This window comes from Arthrobacter sp. Rue61a (genome assembly GCF_000294695.2).
Classification (GTDB): Bacteria; Actinomycetota; Actinomycetes; order Actinomycetales; family Micrococcaceae; genus Arthrobacter; species Arthrobacter aurescens_A.
This window is the reverse complement of record NC_018531.1, coordinates 1,347,566-1,365,197: the sequence shown is the minus strand read 5'-3', so window position 1 is coordinate 1,365,197 and position 17,632 is coordinate 1,347,566. Positions and strand designations below refer to the sequence as shown.

Annotated in this window: 14 protein-coding genes; 9 read left to right on the top strand and 5 right to left on the bottom strand. The window is 63.2% G+C overall.

Annotation, left to right across the window (positions count from 1 at the left end):
* Nucleotides 1-5 precede the first annotated feature (5 nt).
* Together ARUE_RS06370 and ARUE_RS06365 are read left to right on the top strand one after the other, a co-directional pair.
* Nucleotides 6-1,478: a DUF58 domain-containing protein gene (locus ARUE_RS06370; protein ID WP_014921131.1), complete on the top strand. Its 1,473-nt coding sequence runs from the start codon at nt 6-8 to the stop codon at nt 1,476-1,478.
* The gene (locus ARUE_RS06365; protein ID WP_014921130.1) at nt 1,475-3,961 is read left to right on the top strand and encodes a transglutaminase TgpA family protein; all 2,487 of its coding nucleotides are present in this window, start codon (nt 1,475-1,477) and stop codon (nt 3,959-3,961) included. The genes ARUE_RS06370 and ARUE_RS06365 overlap by 4 nt, the downstream gene beginning before the upstream one ends.
* Before the next feature lie 114 nt (nt 3,962-4,075).
* On the opposite strand, the gene ARUE_RS06360 is transcribed toward ARUE_RS06365, so the two are convergent.
* Together ARUE_RS06360 and rsmI are read right to left on the bottom strand one after the other, a co-directional pair.
* The gene (locus ARUE_RS06360; protein ID WP_011774060.1) at nt 4,076-5,557 is read right to left on the bottom strand and encodes an NAD-dependent succinate-semialdehyde dehydrogenase; all 1,482 of its coding nucleotides are present in this window, start codon (nt 5,555-5,557) and stop codon (nt 4,076-4,078) included.
* A 160-nt stretch (nt 5,558-5,717) separates the two neighbouring features.
* Nucleotides 5,718-6,587 carry a 16S rRNA (cytidine(1402)-2'-O)-methyltransferase gene (gene rsmI, locus ARUE_RS06355; protein WP_187329952.1) on the bottom strand — a complete coding sequence of 290 codons (870 nt, stop codon included), beginning with the start codon at nt 6,585-6,587 and terminating at the stop codon, nt 5,718-5,720.
* A gap of 112 nt (nt 6,588-6,699) precedes the next feature.
* Between rsmI and ARUE_RS06350 the strand changes: the two genes are divergently transcribed.
* The 6 genes from ARUE_RS06350 to ARUE_RS06325 all read left to right on the top strand — a co-directional run bounded on the left by ARUE_RS06350 (nt 6,700) and on the right by ARUE_RS06325 (nt 13,303).
* Complete coding sequence (locus tag ARUE_RS06350; RefSeq protein WP_014921129.1) at nt 6,700-8,517, top strand: dolichyl-phosphate-mannose--protein mannosyltransferase; 1,818 nt, start codon at nt 6,700-6,702, stop codon at nt 8,515-8,517.
* A 10-nt stretch (nt 8,518-8,527) separates the two neighbouring features.
* On the top strand, nt 8,528-10,360 hold the full coding sequence (locus tag ARUE_RS06345) for an AMP-dependent synthetase/ligase (RefSeq protein WP_014921128.1): 1,833 nt from the start codon (nt 8,528-8,530) through the stop codon (nt 10,358-10,360).
* 157 nt (nt 10,361-10,517) lie between these two features.
* A complete protein-coding gene (locus ARUE_RS06340) occupies nt 10,518-10,988 on the top strand; it encodes a hypothetical protein (RefSeq protein ID WP_162486127.1) in 471 nt (156 codons plus the stop codon).
* A 14-nt stretch (nt 10,989-11,002) separates the two neighbouring features.
* Nucleotides 11,003-11,686, top strand: a complete 684-nt coding sequence (locus tag ARUE_RS24065) for a sporulation delaying protein family toxin (RefSeq protein WP_162486126.1) — start codon at nt 11,003-11,005, stop codon at nt 11,684-11,686.
* 68 nt (nt 11,687-11,754) lie between these two features.
* Complete coding sequence (locus ARUE_RS06330; RefSeq protein WP_043469933.1) at nt 11,755-12,321, top strand: SdpA family antimicrobial peptide system protein; 567 nt, start codon at nt 11,755-11,757, stop codon at nt 12,319-12,321.
* The gene (locus ARUE_RS06325; protein ID WP_014921124.1) at nt 12,311-13,303 is read left to right on the top strand and encodes a sporulation-delaying protein SdpB family protein; all 993 of its coding nucleotides are present in this window, start codon (nt 12,311-12,313) and stop codon (nt 13,301-13,303) included. Before ARUE_RS06330 ends, ARUE_RS06325 begins: the two co-directional genes overlap by 11 nt.
* Here the strand turns inward: ARUE_RS06325 and ARUE_RS06320 are convergent.
* Nucleotides 13,300-14,475 carry a TIGR01906 family membrane protein gene (locus ARUE_RS06320; RefSeq protein WP_043471083.1) on the bottom strand — a complete coding sequence of 392 codons (1,176 nt, stop codon included), beginning with the start codon at nt 14,473-14,475 and terminating at the stop codon, nt 13,300-13,302. The two genes, ARUE_RS06325 and ARUE_RS06320, sit on opposite strands and share 4 nt — an antisense overlap.
* 139 nt (nt 14,476-14,614) lie before the next feature.
* Complete coding sequence (locus ARUE_RS06315) at nt 14,615-15,610, bottom strand: stage II sporulation protein M (RefSeq protein ID WP_014921121.1); 996 nt, start codon at nt 15,608-15,610, stop codon at nt 14,615-14,617.
* A 105-nt stretch (nt 15,611-15,715) separates the two neighbouring features.
* Here ARUE_RS06315 and ARUE_RS06310 point away from each other — a divergent pair, with 105 nt between their 5' ends.
* On the top strand, nt 15,716-16,522 hold the full coding sequence (locus tag ARUE_RS06310) for an RDD family protein (RefSeq protein ID WP_011774049.1): 807 nt from the start codon (nt 15,716-15,718) through the stop codon (nt 16,520-16,522).
* A 97-nt stretch (nt 16,523-16,619) separates the two neighbouring features.
* Here ARUE_RS06310 and ARUE_RS06305 read toward each other — a convergent pair whose 3' ends face one another.
* Nucleotides 16,620-17,462 carry a pentapeptide repeat-containing protein gene (locus tag ARUE_RS06305; RefSeq protein ID WP_043469932.1) on the bottom strand — a complete coding sequence of 281 codons (843 nt, stop codon included), beginning with the start codon at nt 17,460-17,462 and terminating at the stop codon, nt 16,620-16,622.
* Nucleotides 17,463-17,632: the final 170 nt, after the last annotated feature.

Genomic DNA, 17,632 nt, shown 5'->3' with positions numbered 1-17,632 from the left:
CCGGAATGGCGCTCATGGATCGGCTTCCCAAGCATTTATTCACCAACCGTGGCTGGGGACTCTTGGCTGCCGGGGCGCTTGCTCTGGGGTGCGCCTACGTCATGGGCAGGCGTGATCTCCTGACGCTGTCCGTTCTCTTGATTGTCCTGCCGCTGGTGGCGCTTGCCGGCGTCCGGGTGCTCAAACCAAAATTCCAGGTGTACAGGGAGTTCAACCCGTCCACGGTGGAGACCTCCAGCACCACCACAGTTCGCCTGGCCGTTGCCCGGTCTTCGTATTCCACGGGGCACGTCATCATGGAGGAGCAGTTGCCTCCCCGTTTCGGCGAGCCGCCCGCTTTCCGTTTTCCCGCCCGGTCAGCATCCGGAGGGACCAGCCGCTATGAGTATCACCTGCGCTCCGGCAAGCGTGGGCAGTTCCGGATTGGTCCGGTGACTGCCGAGTTCAGTGACCCGTTCGGCTTGTCGCTGCGGCGGCATGCAATTGACGACGGCGATATCCTCACCGTGACGCCGGCCGCCGTCGAACTTCCCGTCACAGGCCTTGCCGGTGCGCGCGGCAACGATGGCGTCACTGCGACCCGCATCCGCGCCAACCCGAGCGACGATGACATCATGACCCGCGAGTATCGGCACGGTGATCCCATGCGCCGCGTTCACTGGGCGGCGACTGCCCGCCACGGCCAGCTCATGGTGCGCCAGGAGGAGTCCGTGACCACACCGGAAGCCACCCTCATTCTTGACCAGAGATTCACCGCTTTTGCCGCCGGAACCGGGTCCGTCTTCGGGAGCCACGACGAAGATTCGGACCTGGTCACCAGCACCAACTTTGAGTGGGTTGTCACGGCCGCGATGTCCATCACGGCGCATTTGGCGGAACGGAACTATTCGTTGCGGCTCCTTGACTCCTTTGGCAGCCCGGCTTTCCTCCGTTCGCGCTCGGCGCCGGACCCGGATGCGGAGGAGTTTGCCGGCACGGGCGGCCTTCAGGCCATCGCCGAAGGCCTGGCGGCCGTGGAACTGAGCGGACCCAGGCACGTCAGGGTGGAGCACCACCGGACCGATCACAATGCCGAACTCAAGCACACTGCAGAACACAGGCACGGCGCAGAACACATCGGTCCGGCGGGCACGGAAAGTGCCGACCTTCCTTTCAATGACCGCCTGATGGACAAGCTCTCGGCGCATCGCTTGCGCGGTCCCCTGCTTGCCTTGGTGGGCAACCTGTCGCTCACCGAGGCAAGGTCACTTGCCCCGGCGGCCGGCTACGGCGCCAACGCGTTCGCCTTGGTGATGACCGATGCGTCACGGAACAACGAGGAAGTACTGGAGATTTTGCGCCTCGCAGGTTGGAGGGCGGCCGCTGTCACGTCAAAGACCCAGTTGACGGCTGCCTGGTCATCCTTCGATGAGGGCGGCATCGTAGCTGCCGCGGATGCCGCCATGGATGTCCGGCGTGGAGCGGCGGTGCCACGATGACCGCTACGTCCCACCGCAACTCCCCCGGCGTCCCTACCAAACCGGCCGGCACCCCTGCATCCGGTAGGCCTCCTCGGCCCCGTGTCCCGGGCCCTGGGCCGTATCCGTGGGCCATGGCAGGTTCAGTGGTGGTAGCTATACTTGGCGCCGCACTGTCCCTGAACGGTGTCCTCAGGGGCTGGGCCTGGTTCATGCCGCTGGTCACCACGGTGGTAGTGGTTGCGCTGACGTTGGCTGTCCTCCGGGCAATCCGTGCCCAGCCGCTGATTGCCACTTTGGCCTCTTTTGCTTCACTCGCCGGTGTGCTCAGCTTCATCTTCTGCCGCCAGGAAAGTCTGGCGGGGTTCATCCCCACTACCGGAACCTTCGCCGCCGTCGGACGCCATATTAAACGTGCCGCCGAGACGGTGGTGTCCGAGAGTGCACCTGTGGCCCCCAACGCCGGGATCGTCTTTGTCATGTGCGCCTGCCTTGGGCTCCTGGTGATCCTGATCGATGCCCTGGCCGTTCCCCTGTCCATGCCTGCGGCCAGCGGCATTGGACTCCTGGCGGTTATGGTGGTCCCGGCCACCATCAAACCCCAGAGCGTGGGAGTGGCTGGATTCATCGGCGCGGCAGTGGGCTACCTGCTCATCCTCGGTTGCAGCCACTGGTTCGCCCCTGATGCCAGGCTCCAGTCCGGTTCTGGACGTGGCGCCGGCCAGTTCAAGCGCTCGGTGGTCACCGGAGGGCTGGCACTGGCTCTGACCATGACTGTCCCCCTGGCCATTCCCGGGTTCGAGACCGGAACCTTTCCGCAGGGTTCACGGCTGAGCCCGTGGGGAACGTCCAATGGCCTCAACCCCATGATCACCTTGGGCAACAGCCTCCGGAGCCCCACCGGTTCGGGTCGCATCACCTATGCAACGAGCGCCAGCGGTCCCCTGTACCTCAGGTCCGTTACCATCGACCACTTCGACGGCGAAACCTGGGCGCCCGATGATCGTGCCGCCGAGCGCCGTGTTGGGGCCGACAGGATCGAGACGGGGTACGCCGTGCAAGGCGAGGTGGTCAACGCCGTGACTTCCGTCAATGCGGGCCTGTTCACCAGCCCTTACCTCCCTGCTCCGTTTGCTCCGGCCTCCGTGAACGGCCTGAACGGGCGCTGGACCTGGGATCCAGCGACGTTGAGCATCATGAGCACGGAGACCACCACACGCGCGCAGCGGTACGTCGTTTTTTCCGCAGCCCCCAAGATCACGGCACAGTCCCTGTCCCAGGCCTCTGCCCTCCCGCAGGGCATTTCAGAGGACTTCCTCCGGGTTCCGGGCAACCTTCCGGACATCGTGCGGCAAACCGCCGACTCCGTCACGGCCTCTGCCGGCAGCAACTACGGCAAGGCGCTGGCCATCCAAAAGTACCTGCGTTCCGGAGAATTCACTTACTCCCTCCAAGCTCCCGTGCAGAACGGTTATGACGGCAACGGACTCTCGGTCCTGGCTGATTTCCTCGCCGTGAAGAGCGGTTACTGCGTTCATTTCTCCTCCGCCATGGCGGTCATGGCGCGGGCTGAAGGCATCCCCAGCAGGATCGCCGTGGGCTACGCACCGGGCCGCCTGACGGGCGAGTCGGTGGCGCTGGTGGGCCAGGGTTCCTTCCCTGAGTACGAGGTTGACGCCCGGGATGCCCATGCGTGGCCCGAGCTGTACTTCGAGGGCCTGGGCTGGGTCCCCTTCGAGCCGACACCGTCCCGTGGCGTCCCTCCCGAGTACGCGATGGAAAGTTCAGTACCCGGGAACCTCAGCACCAACGCGGATGAGAAGGACGTCCTCACTACCCCTGCACCGCCGGCGCCAGCGCCGGTACCGATACCCGGAGTGGAGACTCCCGCCGGAGGGTCGGCCACCGCTAACCCGCTTCCCACGATCGGCGCGGCAGCGGCCGGGGTACTGCTGCTTGCTGGATTCCTATGGTCACCGAGGCTGAGCCGGACGGTCCTCCGGCGGCGTCGACTGAACCGAAAGCCTCCGGATGATGCCGACGTCCCGGGCTATAAGGATCCCGCCCCTGAACTCGCGTGGGCGGAATTGCAGGACCTGGCCACCGATTACGGTGTGCCTTCAACGCCCAGCGAAACGCCCAGGCATTTCTCCGCCCGGCTGCGTTCCAGCACCGCACTGGGTGATACGGGAGGACTCAACGACGCCGCACATACAGCAGTCGCATCCCTCACCTCGGACTTCGAACGGCAACGCTACGGTCGCCCGGCGGCGGCAGCGCCGGCAGCGGCCGGCCGCATCGCCGTCGTCCGTGAGGCGTTGCGAAACAACGCCCGCTGGTTGGTGCGCTTCCGCGCTGACTGGCTGCCGCCGTCGATGATGCAGCGTTGGGTCCATGCGCTCGGCGCACCGTTCCGGGCGGTTGGAAGGCTCGCCAAAGCCACAGGGTGGGCGATTGTCCGGTGGTGGCGCAGGCTCAGGGGCCTGCTCCTCCAGCGCCGCTAGCTCAGCGCACAGACAGCAAAGGGCCCGACGCCGGAACTTGTGATTCCGGGGCCGGGCCCTTTGCATGTGTCAGCCGTTCTTGTTGCGAGAGCGGCGGACCGGATCCTGTGCAGCCTAGTCGGCGTACGGGTCCGCGATACCTACGTACTGGGTGTAGAGGTACTCTTCGATGCCTTCGGAGCCGCCTTCGCGGCCCAGGCCGGACTGCTTGACGCCACCGAAGGGGGCAGCGGCGTTGGAGATCACACCGGCGTTGAGGCCGAGCATGCCGGTTTCGATCTTTTCGCTGATGCGAAGCCCGCGGTTGAGGTCCTTGGTGAAGACGTAGGCAACCAGGCCGTACTCGGTGTTGTTGGCCAGGCGAACGGCGTCGTCTTCGGTGGAGAAGGTGATGATCGGCGCAACGGGCCCGAAAATCTCCTCCTGGAGGATACGGGCGTCAGCTGCGACGTTTTTCAGCACGGTGGGCTGGTAGAAGTAGCCGGGACCGTCGACGGCGGCACCACCTGTGACTGCTGTGGCACCTCCCGCTACGGCTTCGGAAACCAGTGCGTGCACGCCATCGCGGGCCTTGCCGTCGATCAGCGGGCCAACCTTGGACTCCGGCTCGGTGCCACGGGCAGTGGTCAGTGCACCGATCTTGGCGGCGAACTTCTCCGCGAAGGAATCAGCGATGGACTCGTGCACAATGAAGCGGTTCGCTGCGGTGCAGGCCTCGCCCATGTTGCGCATCTTGGCTGCGATGGCACCTTCAACAGCCTTGTCCAGGTCGGCGTCTTCGAAGACCACGAACGGGGCGTTGCCACCCAGTTCCATGGAGGTGCGCAGGACCTTGTCCGCGGCTTCGCGGATCAGCGCCTGGCCCACCGGGGTGGAGCCGGTGAAGGAGATCTTGCGGAGACGGTCGTCCTTGATCAGCGGGCCGGTGACGGCGCCCGCAGTGGAGGTCTGGATGACGTTGAGGACACCGGCGGGCAGGCCGGCTTCCTGCATGACCTGGGCGAACAGGAGGCTGGTCAGCGGGGTCAGGTTTGCGGGCTTGAGCACCATGGTGCAACCAGCGGCGACGGCGGGGGCTACCTTACGGGTGGCCATGGCCAGCGGGAAGTTCCACGGGGTGATCAGCAGGCAGGGACCCACCGGCTTCTTCTGCACGAGGAGGCGGTTCTTGCCATCCGGTGCTGCGGAATAGCGGCCGGACACGCGGACGGCTTCCTCGGAGAACCAGCGCAGGAACTCGGCACCGTAGGTGACTTCACCGCGGGCTTCGGCCAGGGGCTTGCCCATTTCCAGGGTCATCAGCAGTGCGAAGTCTTCGGCACGCTCGGTGACAAGTTCGAACGCACGGCGCAGGATTTCGCCGCGTTCGCGCGGTGCGGTGCGGGCCCAATCAGCCTGGGCGGCAGCGGCGGCGTCGAGCGCGGCAGCGCCGTCCTCAGCACCGGCGTCGGAGATGCTGAGCAGGACCTTGCCCGTTGCCGGGTCCTCAACATCAAAGGTTTTTCCGGATCCGGCCGGGCGCCACTGACCGTTGATCAGCAGGCCGGTAGGGACGGAAGCCAGCAGTTCGCTTTCGCGTTCAACCGTGACAGTCATGGCGACTCCTTCGTCTTGGGTGCTTTGGAGAATTGCACCACTGGGGTTCGTTGCCGGAAGTGGCTTGAATTACTGCCACGGTACTGCCCCGCGAGAAGCAGTGTCTACGCCTTCACGCACTGCCGCATGGTCGCCATTTTGTGCAGCTGCACAGCACGCGTCAGCGTGCCGCCAGTACCGCCGAATAGAGCTCCCGCTTGCTGACACGGGCGTCGTCGGCCACTGCGGCCACGGCCTCCTTCAACCGGATGCCCTGGGAAATGAGTTCGTTCACCGCGGCCACGTGGTCCTCCGGCTTGCCGGGTTCCTGTTCAGGCGCACCGCCCACCACAACCGCGATTTCGCCGCGGACCTCGTTGTTCTCTGCCCACTCCAGCAATTCACGCAACGTGCCGCGAATGACTTCTTCGTAGGTCTTGGTCAGCTCACGGCACACGGCGACGCGGCGATCGGCCCCGAAGCGCTCATGGAGTGCCCGCAACATGACCTCAAGCCTGTGCGGGGCCTCAAAGAAGACCATCGTGCGGCGTTCGTCGGCGAGGTCGGCCAGACGTGAGTTCCTGTCCCCCGACTTTCGCGGCAGGAATCCTTCAAAGCAGAAGCGGTCGGTGGGCAAGCCGGACAGCGCCAAGGCCGTCAGCACCGCAGAGGGGCCGGGAACGGCCGTGACCGTCAGTCCGGCGGCAACCGCGCCCTCCACCAGACGGAATCCAGGGTCCGAAACCGCCGGCATTCCGGCGTCGCTGACCATCAGGATGGTCTTGCCGGCGCGCACGTGGTCCAGGAGCTCACCGGTCTTGGCTACTTCATTGTGCTCGTGGTAGCTGATGACCCGACCAGTGACTTCAACGCCGAGCGCCGTCACCAGCCGGTGCAATCGCCTGGTGTCCTCTGCAGCCACAATGTCCGAGGTGCCCAGGAGCTCAATCAAACGCGCGGAAGCATCGCCCACGTTGCCGATGGGTGTTGCCGCAAGCACAATCCTGCCCACCCCGGGAGTTGCGCCGGAAGCAGAAGCGGCCTCCTCCAGATCGTCGTTAAAGGGAGCCTCGTCCGGGGTGCTGCGTTGTTCGTCCACCTGCCAAGCCTAATGCCGCGCGGGGTTCAAGGATGCAGCAAGGATGGAAAGGTAGCATGGGCGGGTGAACCAGTCGCCCGTTCCTGTCACCGCTTCCGGATCCCCGGCGGCGTCCCCGGCGACCCCGGAACCCGGAGACTCAGCTGTGGAGGGAAGCAGCGATCAGCCGGATACGCCGAAACCCGTAAGTGAGCCACAGCCCCGGCGGGCGGCGCACCTGAGTGACAGCACCGGTGGTCCGTTGCCCGGCCGCGGGTTGGAGGGGCACCGTTGGATCGCCCGACCGTCCGAGGCCTACACTGCCCAGGCATTGAAGGAACGTCTGATCGGTGGTGTCCAAAGCTGGCGGGATTACCCTGTTTCCTTGCGCCTATGGTTCTGGCTCATCCCCACCATCACAGCGATCCTGGGCGGCATTCTCCGCTTCTTCCGACTGGATGCCCCACCCAGCCTGGTTTTCGACGAAACGTATTACGTCAAGGATGCTTACTCCTATGTGGTGAGCGGCTACGAACGCAGTTGGCCTGCCAACGCCAACGATTCCTTCAATGCCGGCAACCCCGATATTCTCCTCAACACTCCTGAGTACGTAGTCCACCCACCCGTCGGCAAGTGGATGATTGCCTTCGGAATGTGGCTGTTCGGCGGGGACAATCCCTTTGGCTGGCGGTTCAGCGCGGCTTTGGCCGGCACACTGACGGTCTTCCTCGTCTCGCTCATTGCACTGAAGCTGTTCCGCTCACACACCCTCGGCGCCGTTGCCGGACTCCTGTTGGCCATCGACGGCCACCATCTGGTGCTCTCCCGTACGTCGTTGCTGGACGTCTTCCTGGCGCTCTGGATCTTGGCCGCTTTCGGCGCCCTGTTAATGGATCGCGACGACGGCCGCCGTCGCTTGGCTTCCCGGCTCGCCGCGCAAGCGGCTGCTTCGCCGGGAGGCCTCCCCAAGCCCTCCCAATTGGTAGCCGGACCGTGGCTTGGCATGCGGTGGTGGCGTCTGGTTGCAGGTCTTTGCCTTGGCCTGGCCGTGGGGACTAAATGGTCGGCACTGTTCTTTGTGGCCGCTTTCGGGCTGATGACCGTGCTGTGGGACCTGAGCGCCCGGCGTATCGCAGGCATCCGGAGCTGGTTCAGCGCCGGCATCATCAAGGACGGCATCCCCGCCTTCGTGACCATCATTCCGATTGCCGCCGTCACCTACGTGGCCAGCTGGACGGGTTGGTTCCTCTCGAAGGACGCCTACTACCGGCAATGGGCAGCCGCCAACCCGGCACCCGGACTGGATTGGCTGCCTAACTCGGTGCGCTCCCTGGCGCACTACCACCTAGAGGCCTACAAATTTCATCAGGGCCTCAGCTCCGATCATCCGTACGAGTCCAGCCCGTGGACGTGGCTCATCATGGGCCGCCCCACCTCCTTCTTCTACCAGACCCCCAAACAGGGGACCCCGGGCTGCGTTGTTGAGACGTGTTCCTCTGCCATCTTGCCGGTAGGAAATCCCGTGGTGTGGTGGGGTGGAACCATCGCCCTGGCCATCCTGCTGTTCTGGTGGGCCGGACGTCGCGACTGGCGCGCCGGCGCCATCCTCGCCGGAGTGGCCGCCGGCTATCTTCCGTGGTTCATGTACCCGGAACGCACCATGTTCATCTTCTATGCGGTGTCTTTCGAACCATTCCTGGTTTTGGGCCTGACGTATGTGTTGGGGTTGGTGTTGGGACGCAGCGGCGACCCCGTCTGGCGGCGACGATCCGGACTGTACATAGTGGCTCTGGTCCTGGTGTTGGCAGTGTTGGCAACAGCCTTCTTCTATCCGGTGCTCACGGCGGAAGTGATCAGCTACCAGGAGTGGCGGATGAGAATGTGGATGCCATCGTGGATCTAGGAGGCAAACAGTGAGGGAAGCAAGCACGGAGCTCCTGGTCGAGGCGGACCCGAACACCAACGTGACGGACCTCCTCCTGGAACGCTGCCACAAGGATCCCTTCGGTAACCTGTACGCGCACAAGACGGCGAATGGTTGGCTGAACGTTTCCGCGGCGAGGTTCCTTGCCGACGTCACGGCTTTGGCCAAAGGACTGATCGCAGGCGGGCTGAACCCGGGCGATCCAGTGGCTGTGCTTTCCCGCTCAAGTTTTGAGTGGACCCTGGTGGATTTCGCCATCTGGATGGCCGGCGGAGTTACCGTGCCCATTTATGAGACGTCGTCGGCAAGCCAGATCGAATGGATCCTCACGGATTCCGGAGCCCGGCGCATCTTTGTGGAGGACGCCGCCAAAGCAGATCAGGTCCATGCCCTGGTTGAGCAGTCGTCTGTCCTGGGCGAGGACCCCGTGACCATCGTCCGGATGGAGCACGACGGCGACGCACCCAACCTGACCAGCGTCTCCGCCGTCGGAATCGGCATCATGGACGCCGAACTGGAACGTCAGCGCAGCGCAGCGAACCTGGCCAGCGTCGCCTCCATCGTGTACACCTCCGGAACAACCGGTAAGCCCAAGGGCTGCGAAATCACCCACGGCAACTTTGTCCTCGTGGCGCGAAACGTCATCCCGTTTCTTCCCGAGCTACTCATGCAGCAAGGCGCACGGACGCTGATGTTCCTGCCGCTGGCGCACGTCCTCGCCAGGGCGGTCCAGGTTGTTTGCCTCACGGCCGGCATCACGCTGGGACACAGTGCAGGCGCCAGCGGACTCATGGCGGACCTTGGGTCCTTCAAGCCCACTTTCCTGCTCGCCGTGCCCCGCATTTTCGAGAAGGTCTACGCCGGCGCCAACCACAAAGCGGCCATGAGCGGCAAGTCCGCGCTCTTCTCGGCCGCTTCCGCCACCGCAGTGGAATATTCGACGGCGGTGGACCTCGCCGCACGTGGCGAGGGGACCGGTCCGGGCTGGCTTCTGGGCCTGAAGCACTCCATGTTCAACAAGCTCCTCTATCCCAAGGTGAGGGAGGTCTTCGGCGGCGACGTGGGCTACACGGTGTCCGGCGCCAGTCCCCTCAGCCTCCGGGATAACCACTTCTTCCACGGCGCAGGCGTTCCGGTGCTGGAGGGCTATGGCCTGACGGAAACCACGGCGCCCTGCACCGTCAATACGCCCAGCATGTCCCGCATCGGCACTGTTGGCATTCCCCTCCCCGGAACCACCATCCGGGTTGCTCAGGATGGCGAGGTGCTGGTCAAGGGAATCGGTGTCTTCAAGGGCTATCACAATAATGAAGAGGCCAACCGGGCTGCCTTCGTTGACGGTTTCTTCCGTACCGGAGACCTGGGCGAACTCGACGCCGACGGCTTCCTGACCATCACCGGCCGGAAGAAGGACCTCCTGGTCACGGCCGCTGGGAAGAATGTAGCCCCGGCTCCCTTGGAGGAAAAGCTGCGCGAACACCCCTTGGTGGGCCATGCAGTGGTTGTGGGCGATGGGCGGCCCTTCGTCGCCGCACTGATCGGCCTGGACCCCGAAGGGCTTGCGGAGTGGTGCGCCGAGAACAAAGTGGGCGCAATGACACCCGACGAAGCCGCTGGAGATGACCGCGTCAGGTCGGCCGTTCAATCGGCAGTGGACCAGGCCAACAAGCTCGTCTCAGCTGCTGAGTCGATCAAGAAGTTTGCGTTCATCACGGCCGAACTCAGCGTGGAGTCAGGACACCTGACGCCGTCGCTCAAGCTGAAGCGGGCCGCGGTGCTCAGCGACTTTTCGGCGGCTGTGGAGAAACTCTACGAGAAGTAGGGGCTCCACCCTGCACAGGGCTCGGATCACCACCTAGTGCTACCAATTCGGCACCTAATTCGGCCAAAATCGCCACCTAGTTGGGCCAATTTCTCCCTAGGTGCCGTTGTTGTGCCCGTAGCGTTTCCTCACGAACCAAACGTTCAAAGGGGAACTCATGGCTACACCATCAGGCATACCAACACCGACGCTCTACTACTCGCGTGTCCGGGCTACCTTGGTACCTCGAGTTGCGGGTTTCACAATGGTTGCGCTGGGCCCGGTGCTGTTCGTGCTGATCGTCCTGAAGAACACACCGGAAGTGCTCTTCGCACCGCTGGTCATCACCGCAGCTGGTTCATTCATCGCGTTCATGACCGTCACCGTCAAGGTCGACTCGCAGAACGTCGTGATCGCCTTCTGCGACATCTTCAAACGGACATTACCCAGGGATGAAATCGCGATGTTGACCACGGACAACGCGGCCGGTCCCAGTGGTTACGGATTCCGATACATGGGGCCCGGCATGGTCGGGTACCTCGTCGGCGGTCCCGAGATCAATATCGAGATGAAAAGCGGTAAGACCGTCATCGCCAGCACGGACCGCCCTGAACAGCTCATTCGTGTTCTGACCGAAGCAAACCACTAAAAGAGGAGAACAAATTGTCGAAACGAACCTGGCCCCTGTCAGCAGGAGCTGTGGCACTGACCGCCGCCATCGCCCTGGGCTCAAGCGGAGTCGCCTCGGCAGCACCCTCGCAAACCCACGCCGTCATGCGGCATGTAGTAAAGGATGCCACGTCCGAAGGCAAAGGGCTGTTCAAGGCAATCTACTTTGGCGTCGGACCACAGGTAGCTGAAGTCCGGGAAAAGCTGAACGACGGTTCCTACGAAGAATTCGCGCAGTCCGCAGCCAACCAAGAGGGACAAGTCCAGGCAGCAGACGCGGTGGTGTCTGCCATCGAGGCCAAGAATCCTAAATTCTTCGCCACCTTCCACGCAGCCCTCACCAGTGGCGATGTCCTGCGGGTTGATGCGAAATTCAAGCAAGTTCAGAAAATCATGACGGACCTCCTGAAGTCTGAACCGCAGCAGGTTACGGCACTGGCAAAGTCAGACACCGCAAACCCCTTGGCGGCCGTCCCCGTCTTCATTTGGGCCGCAGCAGTATGGGATGTCGCCGCGGCCGTCAACTACGCAGTGGGCGTCAACGTCTCTGTTGCCGCTGCCGCCGTCGTGGTGGTGTACGCCAAAGTGGCCTTCTGGCCCTCCGCGGGCACCGCGGGTTCACAACTGGAGAGCGAGAACAGCATTTCCCAATTCACAGCGGCCCTGTCGCAGGACTGATCCCGGCCCCATACATGACCTCCGTACACACCGTTGAGGGTGTCCCCGCTGCTGGCTGGACACCCTCAATGGGACCGCAAGTAAGCCCCCTTCATGTCCTGGCCCCCGTAGTTGGCCTCCTGGTCCTGGGGACGTACTCCATTTTGTCGTCAATTCCTTCAACGATCCTGACGCTGCCCTACTTCGACCAAGTGAAACCAAACGCCGTGTCAGCCATGCCTCAAGGGTGGGCCTTCTTTTCCAAGTCGCCCCGCGATCCTTCCATTGCTCCGTACCGCGAAGATGCCAACGGCTCCTTTACGTCGTTGAGCAAACTTCCAACTACCCGGGTCGAGAACCTCTTTGGTGTCAGCCGGGAAGGCCGTGCCCAAGGCGTTGAGGTCGCTTTGATATCCGGTGGGTCCGATGCCGGGAATTGGATGGATTGCTCCAGCCCGGTCCTACAGGAATGCGCGGAACGCGTGCATGACACACCCTCGTCTGTCGTCACCAATACCGTTGCCTCCCCCACGCTTTGCGGTGATGTCGTACTCGTACAGACCACTCCCGTGCCTTGGTCATTCAGGCACCAAACGTCACTGAGGGAAAAGGTAGACAAGGTTATCAAGCTGCGTGTGGACTGCAATGGCCAATAAGCTCTCAACCATCGTGGAGATTCCCCGAATTACGCTGTCTGTGGTCTGGTCGCCCTTCATGGGGATGATGCGGAGCGTTCTGGCTGTCGGCACCCTGCTGACGTTGATTTTCACGAGCAACGACGCACTGTTCCGGCCAGTTCTTGGTGTGGGCAACTATCCACTCTGCCGCGGAGTTGAATCGTTTGGCCTGTTCTGTGTCATTCCGCATGAGCAGCTCGGCCTCGCCAAGGCGGTCGGCGTGGTCATCCTGTTGCTGGTGATCTCAGGGGTCCTGCCCCAGCTCACGGGGGTCCTGCATGCGTGGGTCGCCTTCAGCGTGGCGACAGGTATCTCAATCCCGGACGGCGGGGACCAGATTACGTCAAACCTGGCACTGCTGTTGGTTCCGATCTGCCTCACGGATCCACGACTGAACCACTGGTCGCGGGCCAGGGCGGGATCTTGGGGCCTGCAACACCGGGCCGGCATTGCTGCTGTCTCCCTGGCCGCCCTGAAGATACAAGTCTCCGTGTTGTACTTCTACTCCATGACCGGAAAGATGTTTCAGACCGAGTGGGCCGAGGGCTCGGCCCTCTACTACATCGGCGCTGGTTTCTTCGGCCCCTCCGGAGCCCTCAAGGATGCCTTTGCCCTGCTGACGGATAACCCGGTGATATCCCTCGCCATGTCGTGGGGCGCACTCCTGATCGAGCTGCTCCTGGCAGTGACGTTGCTGACGCCTGTCAGGTACCGGCTTCTCTGGTTTGCTCTTGGCGTTTCGCTCCACACGGGCATCGCGCTGTTCCTGGGGATCTGGAGCTTCCAAGTCGCCATGCTGGCGGCCTTGTCCCTGCTCACTATCCCGGCCAAGTCCCCCCGTCTACTCCGCAGGATTCCGCCTTCGCCACTTCAGGTTCAAAGTGGCCTTCGCGGCGCGATAACCGAAGAACGGACACGAAGTGAAAAGTTATTCGGATCGTGTCCGTTAGGCTTCAGCTAACGGCGGGCCTCCGTAGCCTCCTGGCGGATGTCAGCGGATACGGGCTCATCGTCGACTTCCTGCGCGGAAGACTCAGCGTCCGCGGCCTCCTGCTTGTCCGCAAGGCCACGACGCCGCTTGGTGGGCCACGTGAAGATGAACGTCACCGTCGCTGCGAGGAACACCAGGGCGCCGATGACAATGCCCGCGTCGATCCAGAACTGTCCCGGGAAGAGCCGGATCAGGGTGTCCTCCAGCGAGAATGTCCACGTTCCGTTGGCAAAGAAGAGCCGGTGGAACTCGGTGAAGAACTGCTGCCAGCTCAGGGCTGCCAAAACAGCGAGAGCAATGATGATGACCAGCGTGACGATCGATCCGGCAAAGAGGCCGCGGCGGATCCCGCCGGTGCTTCGCTGACGCAGATACAGGATGCCGATGATGCTCAGGATGATGAGCAAAAGCCCTGCTCCGAAGGAGGACAGAATGACCAGCTTCACGTCGGCCATGTGCGAGACTTCGCTGTCGGTAAAGAGCTTTGCGCCGTCCTGGTTGACCAGGCCGCCAAGGTAGCGCGGACCGGCCCAGTTGCTGAGGTAGTCAACGGCGTAGGAACCGTACGTCATGCGGTCGTCAGTGCTGAAACCGTAGCCGTCGCCGGGGAAACCCGGACGGTTGTACTCCACCCACAGGAACAGCGGGCTGGTCACTGCCCGGACGGCGAGCACCAAGAGGATCACCGGGTAGAAAACAGCCAACAGCACTTGGAAAATCCGCGGGCCCATCGGCTTTACCTTTGCGGCTTGCTCGCGTTCGGCGTTTCGTCGCGCCACTTCGTCGTCCGGCGGACGGACCTGAAGGGCCGACGTCGGCAAAGGTTCCGAATAGTGCGACGGCTGCTTGGCGGTGGAAGCGTCCGCCAGGGTGTCAGCGAACAACGGCGGCTCAGCCCCGTTGTCGGCGGCCTCAGCAGCCTTCCGGTCCGCGCGGCTCTCAGGCTGGCCGTTGGCGGGCGTCGCAGTAGTGGGACTCACGGACGGCTTTGCGTCCACAGGTGTGGGTCCGGTATTCGCTGCAGGAGTGGCCGCGGAAGCGCCACTGGACGTTTTGGGCTTCATCCAGTCGAAGGCCGGTTCGTTGGGGTCCTCGTGGACGTCCGTGTCCGGTTCTTGTGGTTTTGGGCTCTTGTCGCTCACAGCGGGTTCACTTCCGTAGGCATCCACCGGCGATTGCTTGCTGCCGGCTCTCTTGTCTGCATTCGAGCCTACCGCCCGGCATTACAGAGACACGCGGTGCCACCCCGGCTGCGACCAGATTGAAACGTAACTGTAAGGTCTATGCTGCAATGCTGCGGTAACCGGCGTCGTTGGCGTCCATATCTCCTGTGACGCCTGCTCGGACTGCCTTCCTACCGAGCACCAAGGTGTAGACCCAGTAACCGGCCAAAACCAGCGCACCAATGGCGATCTTGGCCCATACAGGCAGCGGGCTCGGTGTCACGAAACCCTCCACAATGCCGGAGATCAGCAAAACCAGCACCAATCCGAGGGCAATAGTAATGAGGGAACGGCCTTCATCAGCCACAGCCTGAAGCCGCGTCCTCGGGCCAGGACGCACCATGGCCCAGAAAATCTTCAGCCCTGCAGCACACGCAATGAAGACGGCAGTGAGTTCCATGAGGCCGTGCGGAAGGATGTAGCTGAAGAAAATGTCCATCTTCCCTGTTGCCAGGAAGAGTCCCGCCGCGATACCCAACCCCTGCGCGTTCATGAACAAGATGAACGGCACCCAGAATCCGGTAATGCCAAAGGCCACTGCTTGCGCGGAGATCCAGGCGTTGTTCGTCCACACGGCGCCCGCGAATGAGGCCGCGGGATTCTCGGAGTAGTAGTCGATGAAGTCTTCCTCCACATACTGCTGCACTTTGGCATCACTGGACGCGACAGCCCTCAGCGCCTCCGGTGACGTGCCAATCCACAAGGCGTAAGCCCCTGCCACCAGGACAAAGGCCAGCCCGCACCACACAGTCAACCACCGGATCCGGTAGAAGGCCGCAGGAAGGGAAATGACGAAAAACCGTGCCAGGTCCTCCATGAAATTCGAGCGGGCCCCAGTGAACCTCGTCCGCGCCTGGGCCAGTGCTGCCGACAAGGAAGCCGACAACCCCGTCTCCGGTGCCACAGAACGGATCAAGGACAGGTGCCCGGACACCGTTTGATACAGGCGCAGAAGTTCGTCCGCCTCAGCACCCGTGAGCCTGCGCTTATGCGCCAGGAAATGAAGCCGCGACCATTTGTCCCCATGTACGGCCGAGAAGGCATCGATGTCCACGCCACCACCCTAGCGCCTGTATCCACCAAGGAGTCAGCCCGCCGCTAGACTCGATGGTGCGGGCGCTCCGGGCGCCCGCTGCGTTGGCGAACCACGGGGGCGGGCATGAGTTCAATCATCACAGGCGAGGCAGTGGTCCTCGAGCTTCGCCCGGCGTCCTTCGCCGCGCGTGCGCTGGGGCTCATCCTGGACGTCATATCCCACATCATCCTCGCGATACTCCTGATCATCCTGATCACGTCGGCCTCCCGGGATCTCGACGACGCCGCCATTCAGGCGCTCGTCCTCAGCAGCGTCATCTTCTCCGTGGTCATCGTCCCTGTGACTGTCGAGACCCTCACACGCGGGCGATCCCTGGGGAAGCTCGCCACAGGACTACGCATAGTGCGAGACGACGGCGGGTCCATCCGCTTCCGGCACGCCCTCATCCGCGGGCTCCTCGGATTCCTGGAGATCTACTTGACCTTCGGCGGTCTCGCAATCGGTGTGGCACTGTTCAACGACAAATCCAAGCGCCTCGGTGACATCGTTGCAGGAACCTACTCCCTCCGGCAACGCGTACCCTCAACGCCACGGATCATGCCCGTAGCGCCGCACCATCTCCAAGCATGGGTCGCGATGGCAGACATCGGCAGGGTACCGGATGCCACCGCCCGCCGCGCCGGAACCTTCGTGCAGCAGGCCTACCTCATGGCACCAGCCTCACGCGTCAACATGGCGGCCTCCCTCGCATCAGAACTCGCAAGATACGTCGCACCACCCCCGCCGGCCGGCACCATCCCCGAAGACTACATAGGCGCAGTCCTCGGGGAACGGCGCAACCGCGAACTCACGCGGCTCCGCCAAGCGGAGCAGCGGAACGCGACCGTAGGGGAACGGCTCAGGAAGCTGCCGTTCACTGATGAGTCTTAGGTCTGGTGGGCTGTTACCAGCCGTCCTCGGCGTGCTCGCTCATTCTTCGCTTAGACGCACGCTGCCGGACGGCTGGCGACCGCCGCACCAGTCGAAGTCACCAGTGAGCCGGTCTTGTGAGTCGTGGGGGTAGGAGGGTGTTGCGGTCCCCTTCGGCGGCGTTGATCTGCGGTTGGGTCAGGTAGAGCGCCCCGGAGAGATGGGCTCCGTGGAGTTGCGCTCCACGCAGATCCGCTCCCAGGAGGTCGACGGCCGTGAGGTCGGACTTCCTCAGATTGGCTCCGATCAGGTATGCACCGCGGAGGTCTGATCCGCAGAGGCTTTGGTTCGCGAGGTTGGCGCCCATCAGATCAGCGCCGCCCGGCTTAGCGTCGGCACCCGGTTGGCGTCCGGCGTCGGGCGTTGGCCTGTCCTCCGCCCCGTAGGAGGCGCGTAGTTCCTCACTAACCTCCATCAAGAGTGTCCGGACCTCGCCGTGAAGTGTTTCGACGTCGGCGGCCAGGACCGTGGAGGCATCGCCTTGCGCGGCGGTTGCTATGCGCTCGGAGAGGTGGTCCGACGTGGAAGCGAGGTCCGGATTGAACGTTCGTTGCCGGGCTTCTGCGAGGTACCAGAGCATCTCATGAAGTTGCCTGACTACTTTGAACACGGCGAACATCGAGGACTTGGACGAAGGGTCCTGAGTCCAGCTGGTACCGGCGAAAGTGTGTTGTGACACCAGTTGGCCGGCACCGAAACAATCAAACACTGTGCAACCGCGGAAGCCCCGGGGCCGTAAGCGTTGGTGAATGGTGCAGGAAAAGTCGCCGGCCATATTCGGGCACGGCGTAGCAGCAGGTTTGTCGATGGCGAAGTCAGCCGAGCGGGAAAATCCGAGCGCGGTGCAGCACAGGGCAAAGCAGTTGCCGCAGTCTGGGCTGAGTGTAGGTGAAGTGGTCATGCGTGCTCCAGGTGATGAAAAAGGGTCCGGTGGAAGAAGCCGGGGAACCCGTGAACGGGTTCCCGTGAGGGACACCCGGAATCACCGTGGAGGGCAGCACAAAGAGCAGGACCGACGAGACGTCAGCGCTGAAAAGTTGGGTCAAAGCGCGCAGGAAATAATCACTGCAA

What these genes read in the sequence shown, in the direction of transcription:
- ARUE_RS06325 (WP_014921124.1), top strand. Translation starts at nt 12,311, where the DNA reads ATGGCCAATAAGCTCTCAACCATCGTGGAGATTCCCCGAATTACGCTG.
- ARUE_RS06340 (WP_162486127.1), top strand. Translation starts at nt 10,518, where the DNA reads ATGGCTACACCATCAGGCATACCAACACCGACGCTCTACTACTCGCGT.
- ARUE_RS06330 (WP_043469933.1), top strand. Translation starts at nt 11,755, where the DNA reads ATGGGACCGCAAGTAAGCCCCCTTCATGTCCTGGCCCCCGTAGTTGGC.
- ARUE_RS06365 (WP_014921130.1), top strand. Translation starts at nt 1,475, where the DNA reads ATGACCGCTACGTCCCACCGCAACTCCCCCGGCGTCCCTACCAAACCG.
- ARUE_RS06370 (WP_014921131.1), top strand. Translation starts at nt 6, where the DNA reads ATGGCGCTCATGGATCGGCTTCCCAAGCATTTATTCACCAACCGTGGC.
- ARUE_RS06305 (WP_043469932.1), bottom strand. Translation starts at nt 17,462, where the DNA reads ATGACCACTTCACCTACACTCAGCCCAGACTGCGGCAACTGCTTTGCC.
- ARUE_RS06360 (WP_011774060.1), bottom strand. Translation starts at nt 5,557, where the DNA reads ATGACTGTCACGGTTGAACGCGAAAGCGAACTGCTGGCTTCCGTCCCT.
- ARUE_RS06310 (WP_011774049.1), top strand. Translation starts at nt 15,716, where the DNA reads ATGAGTTCAATCATCACAGGCGAGGCAGTGGTCCTCGAGCTTCGCCCG.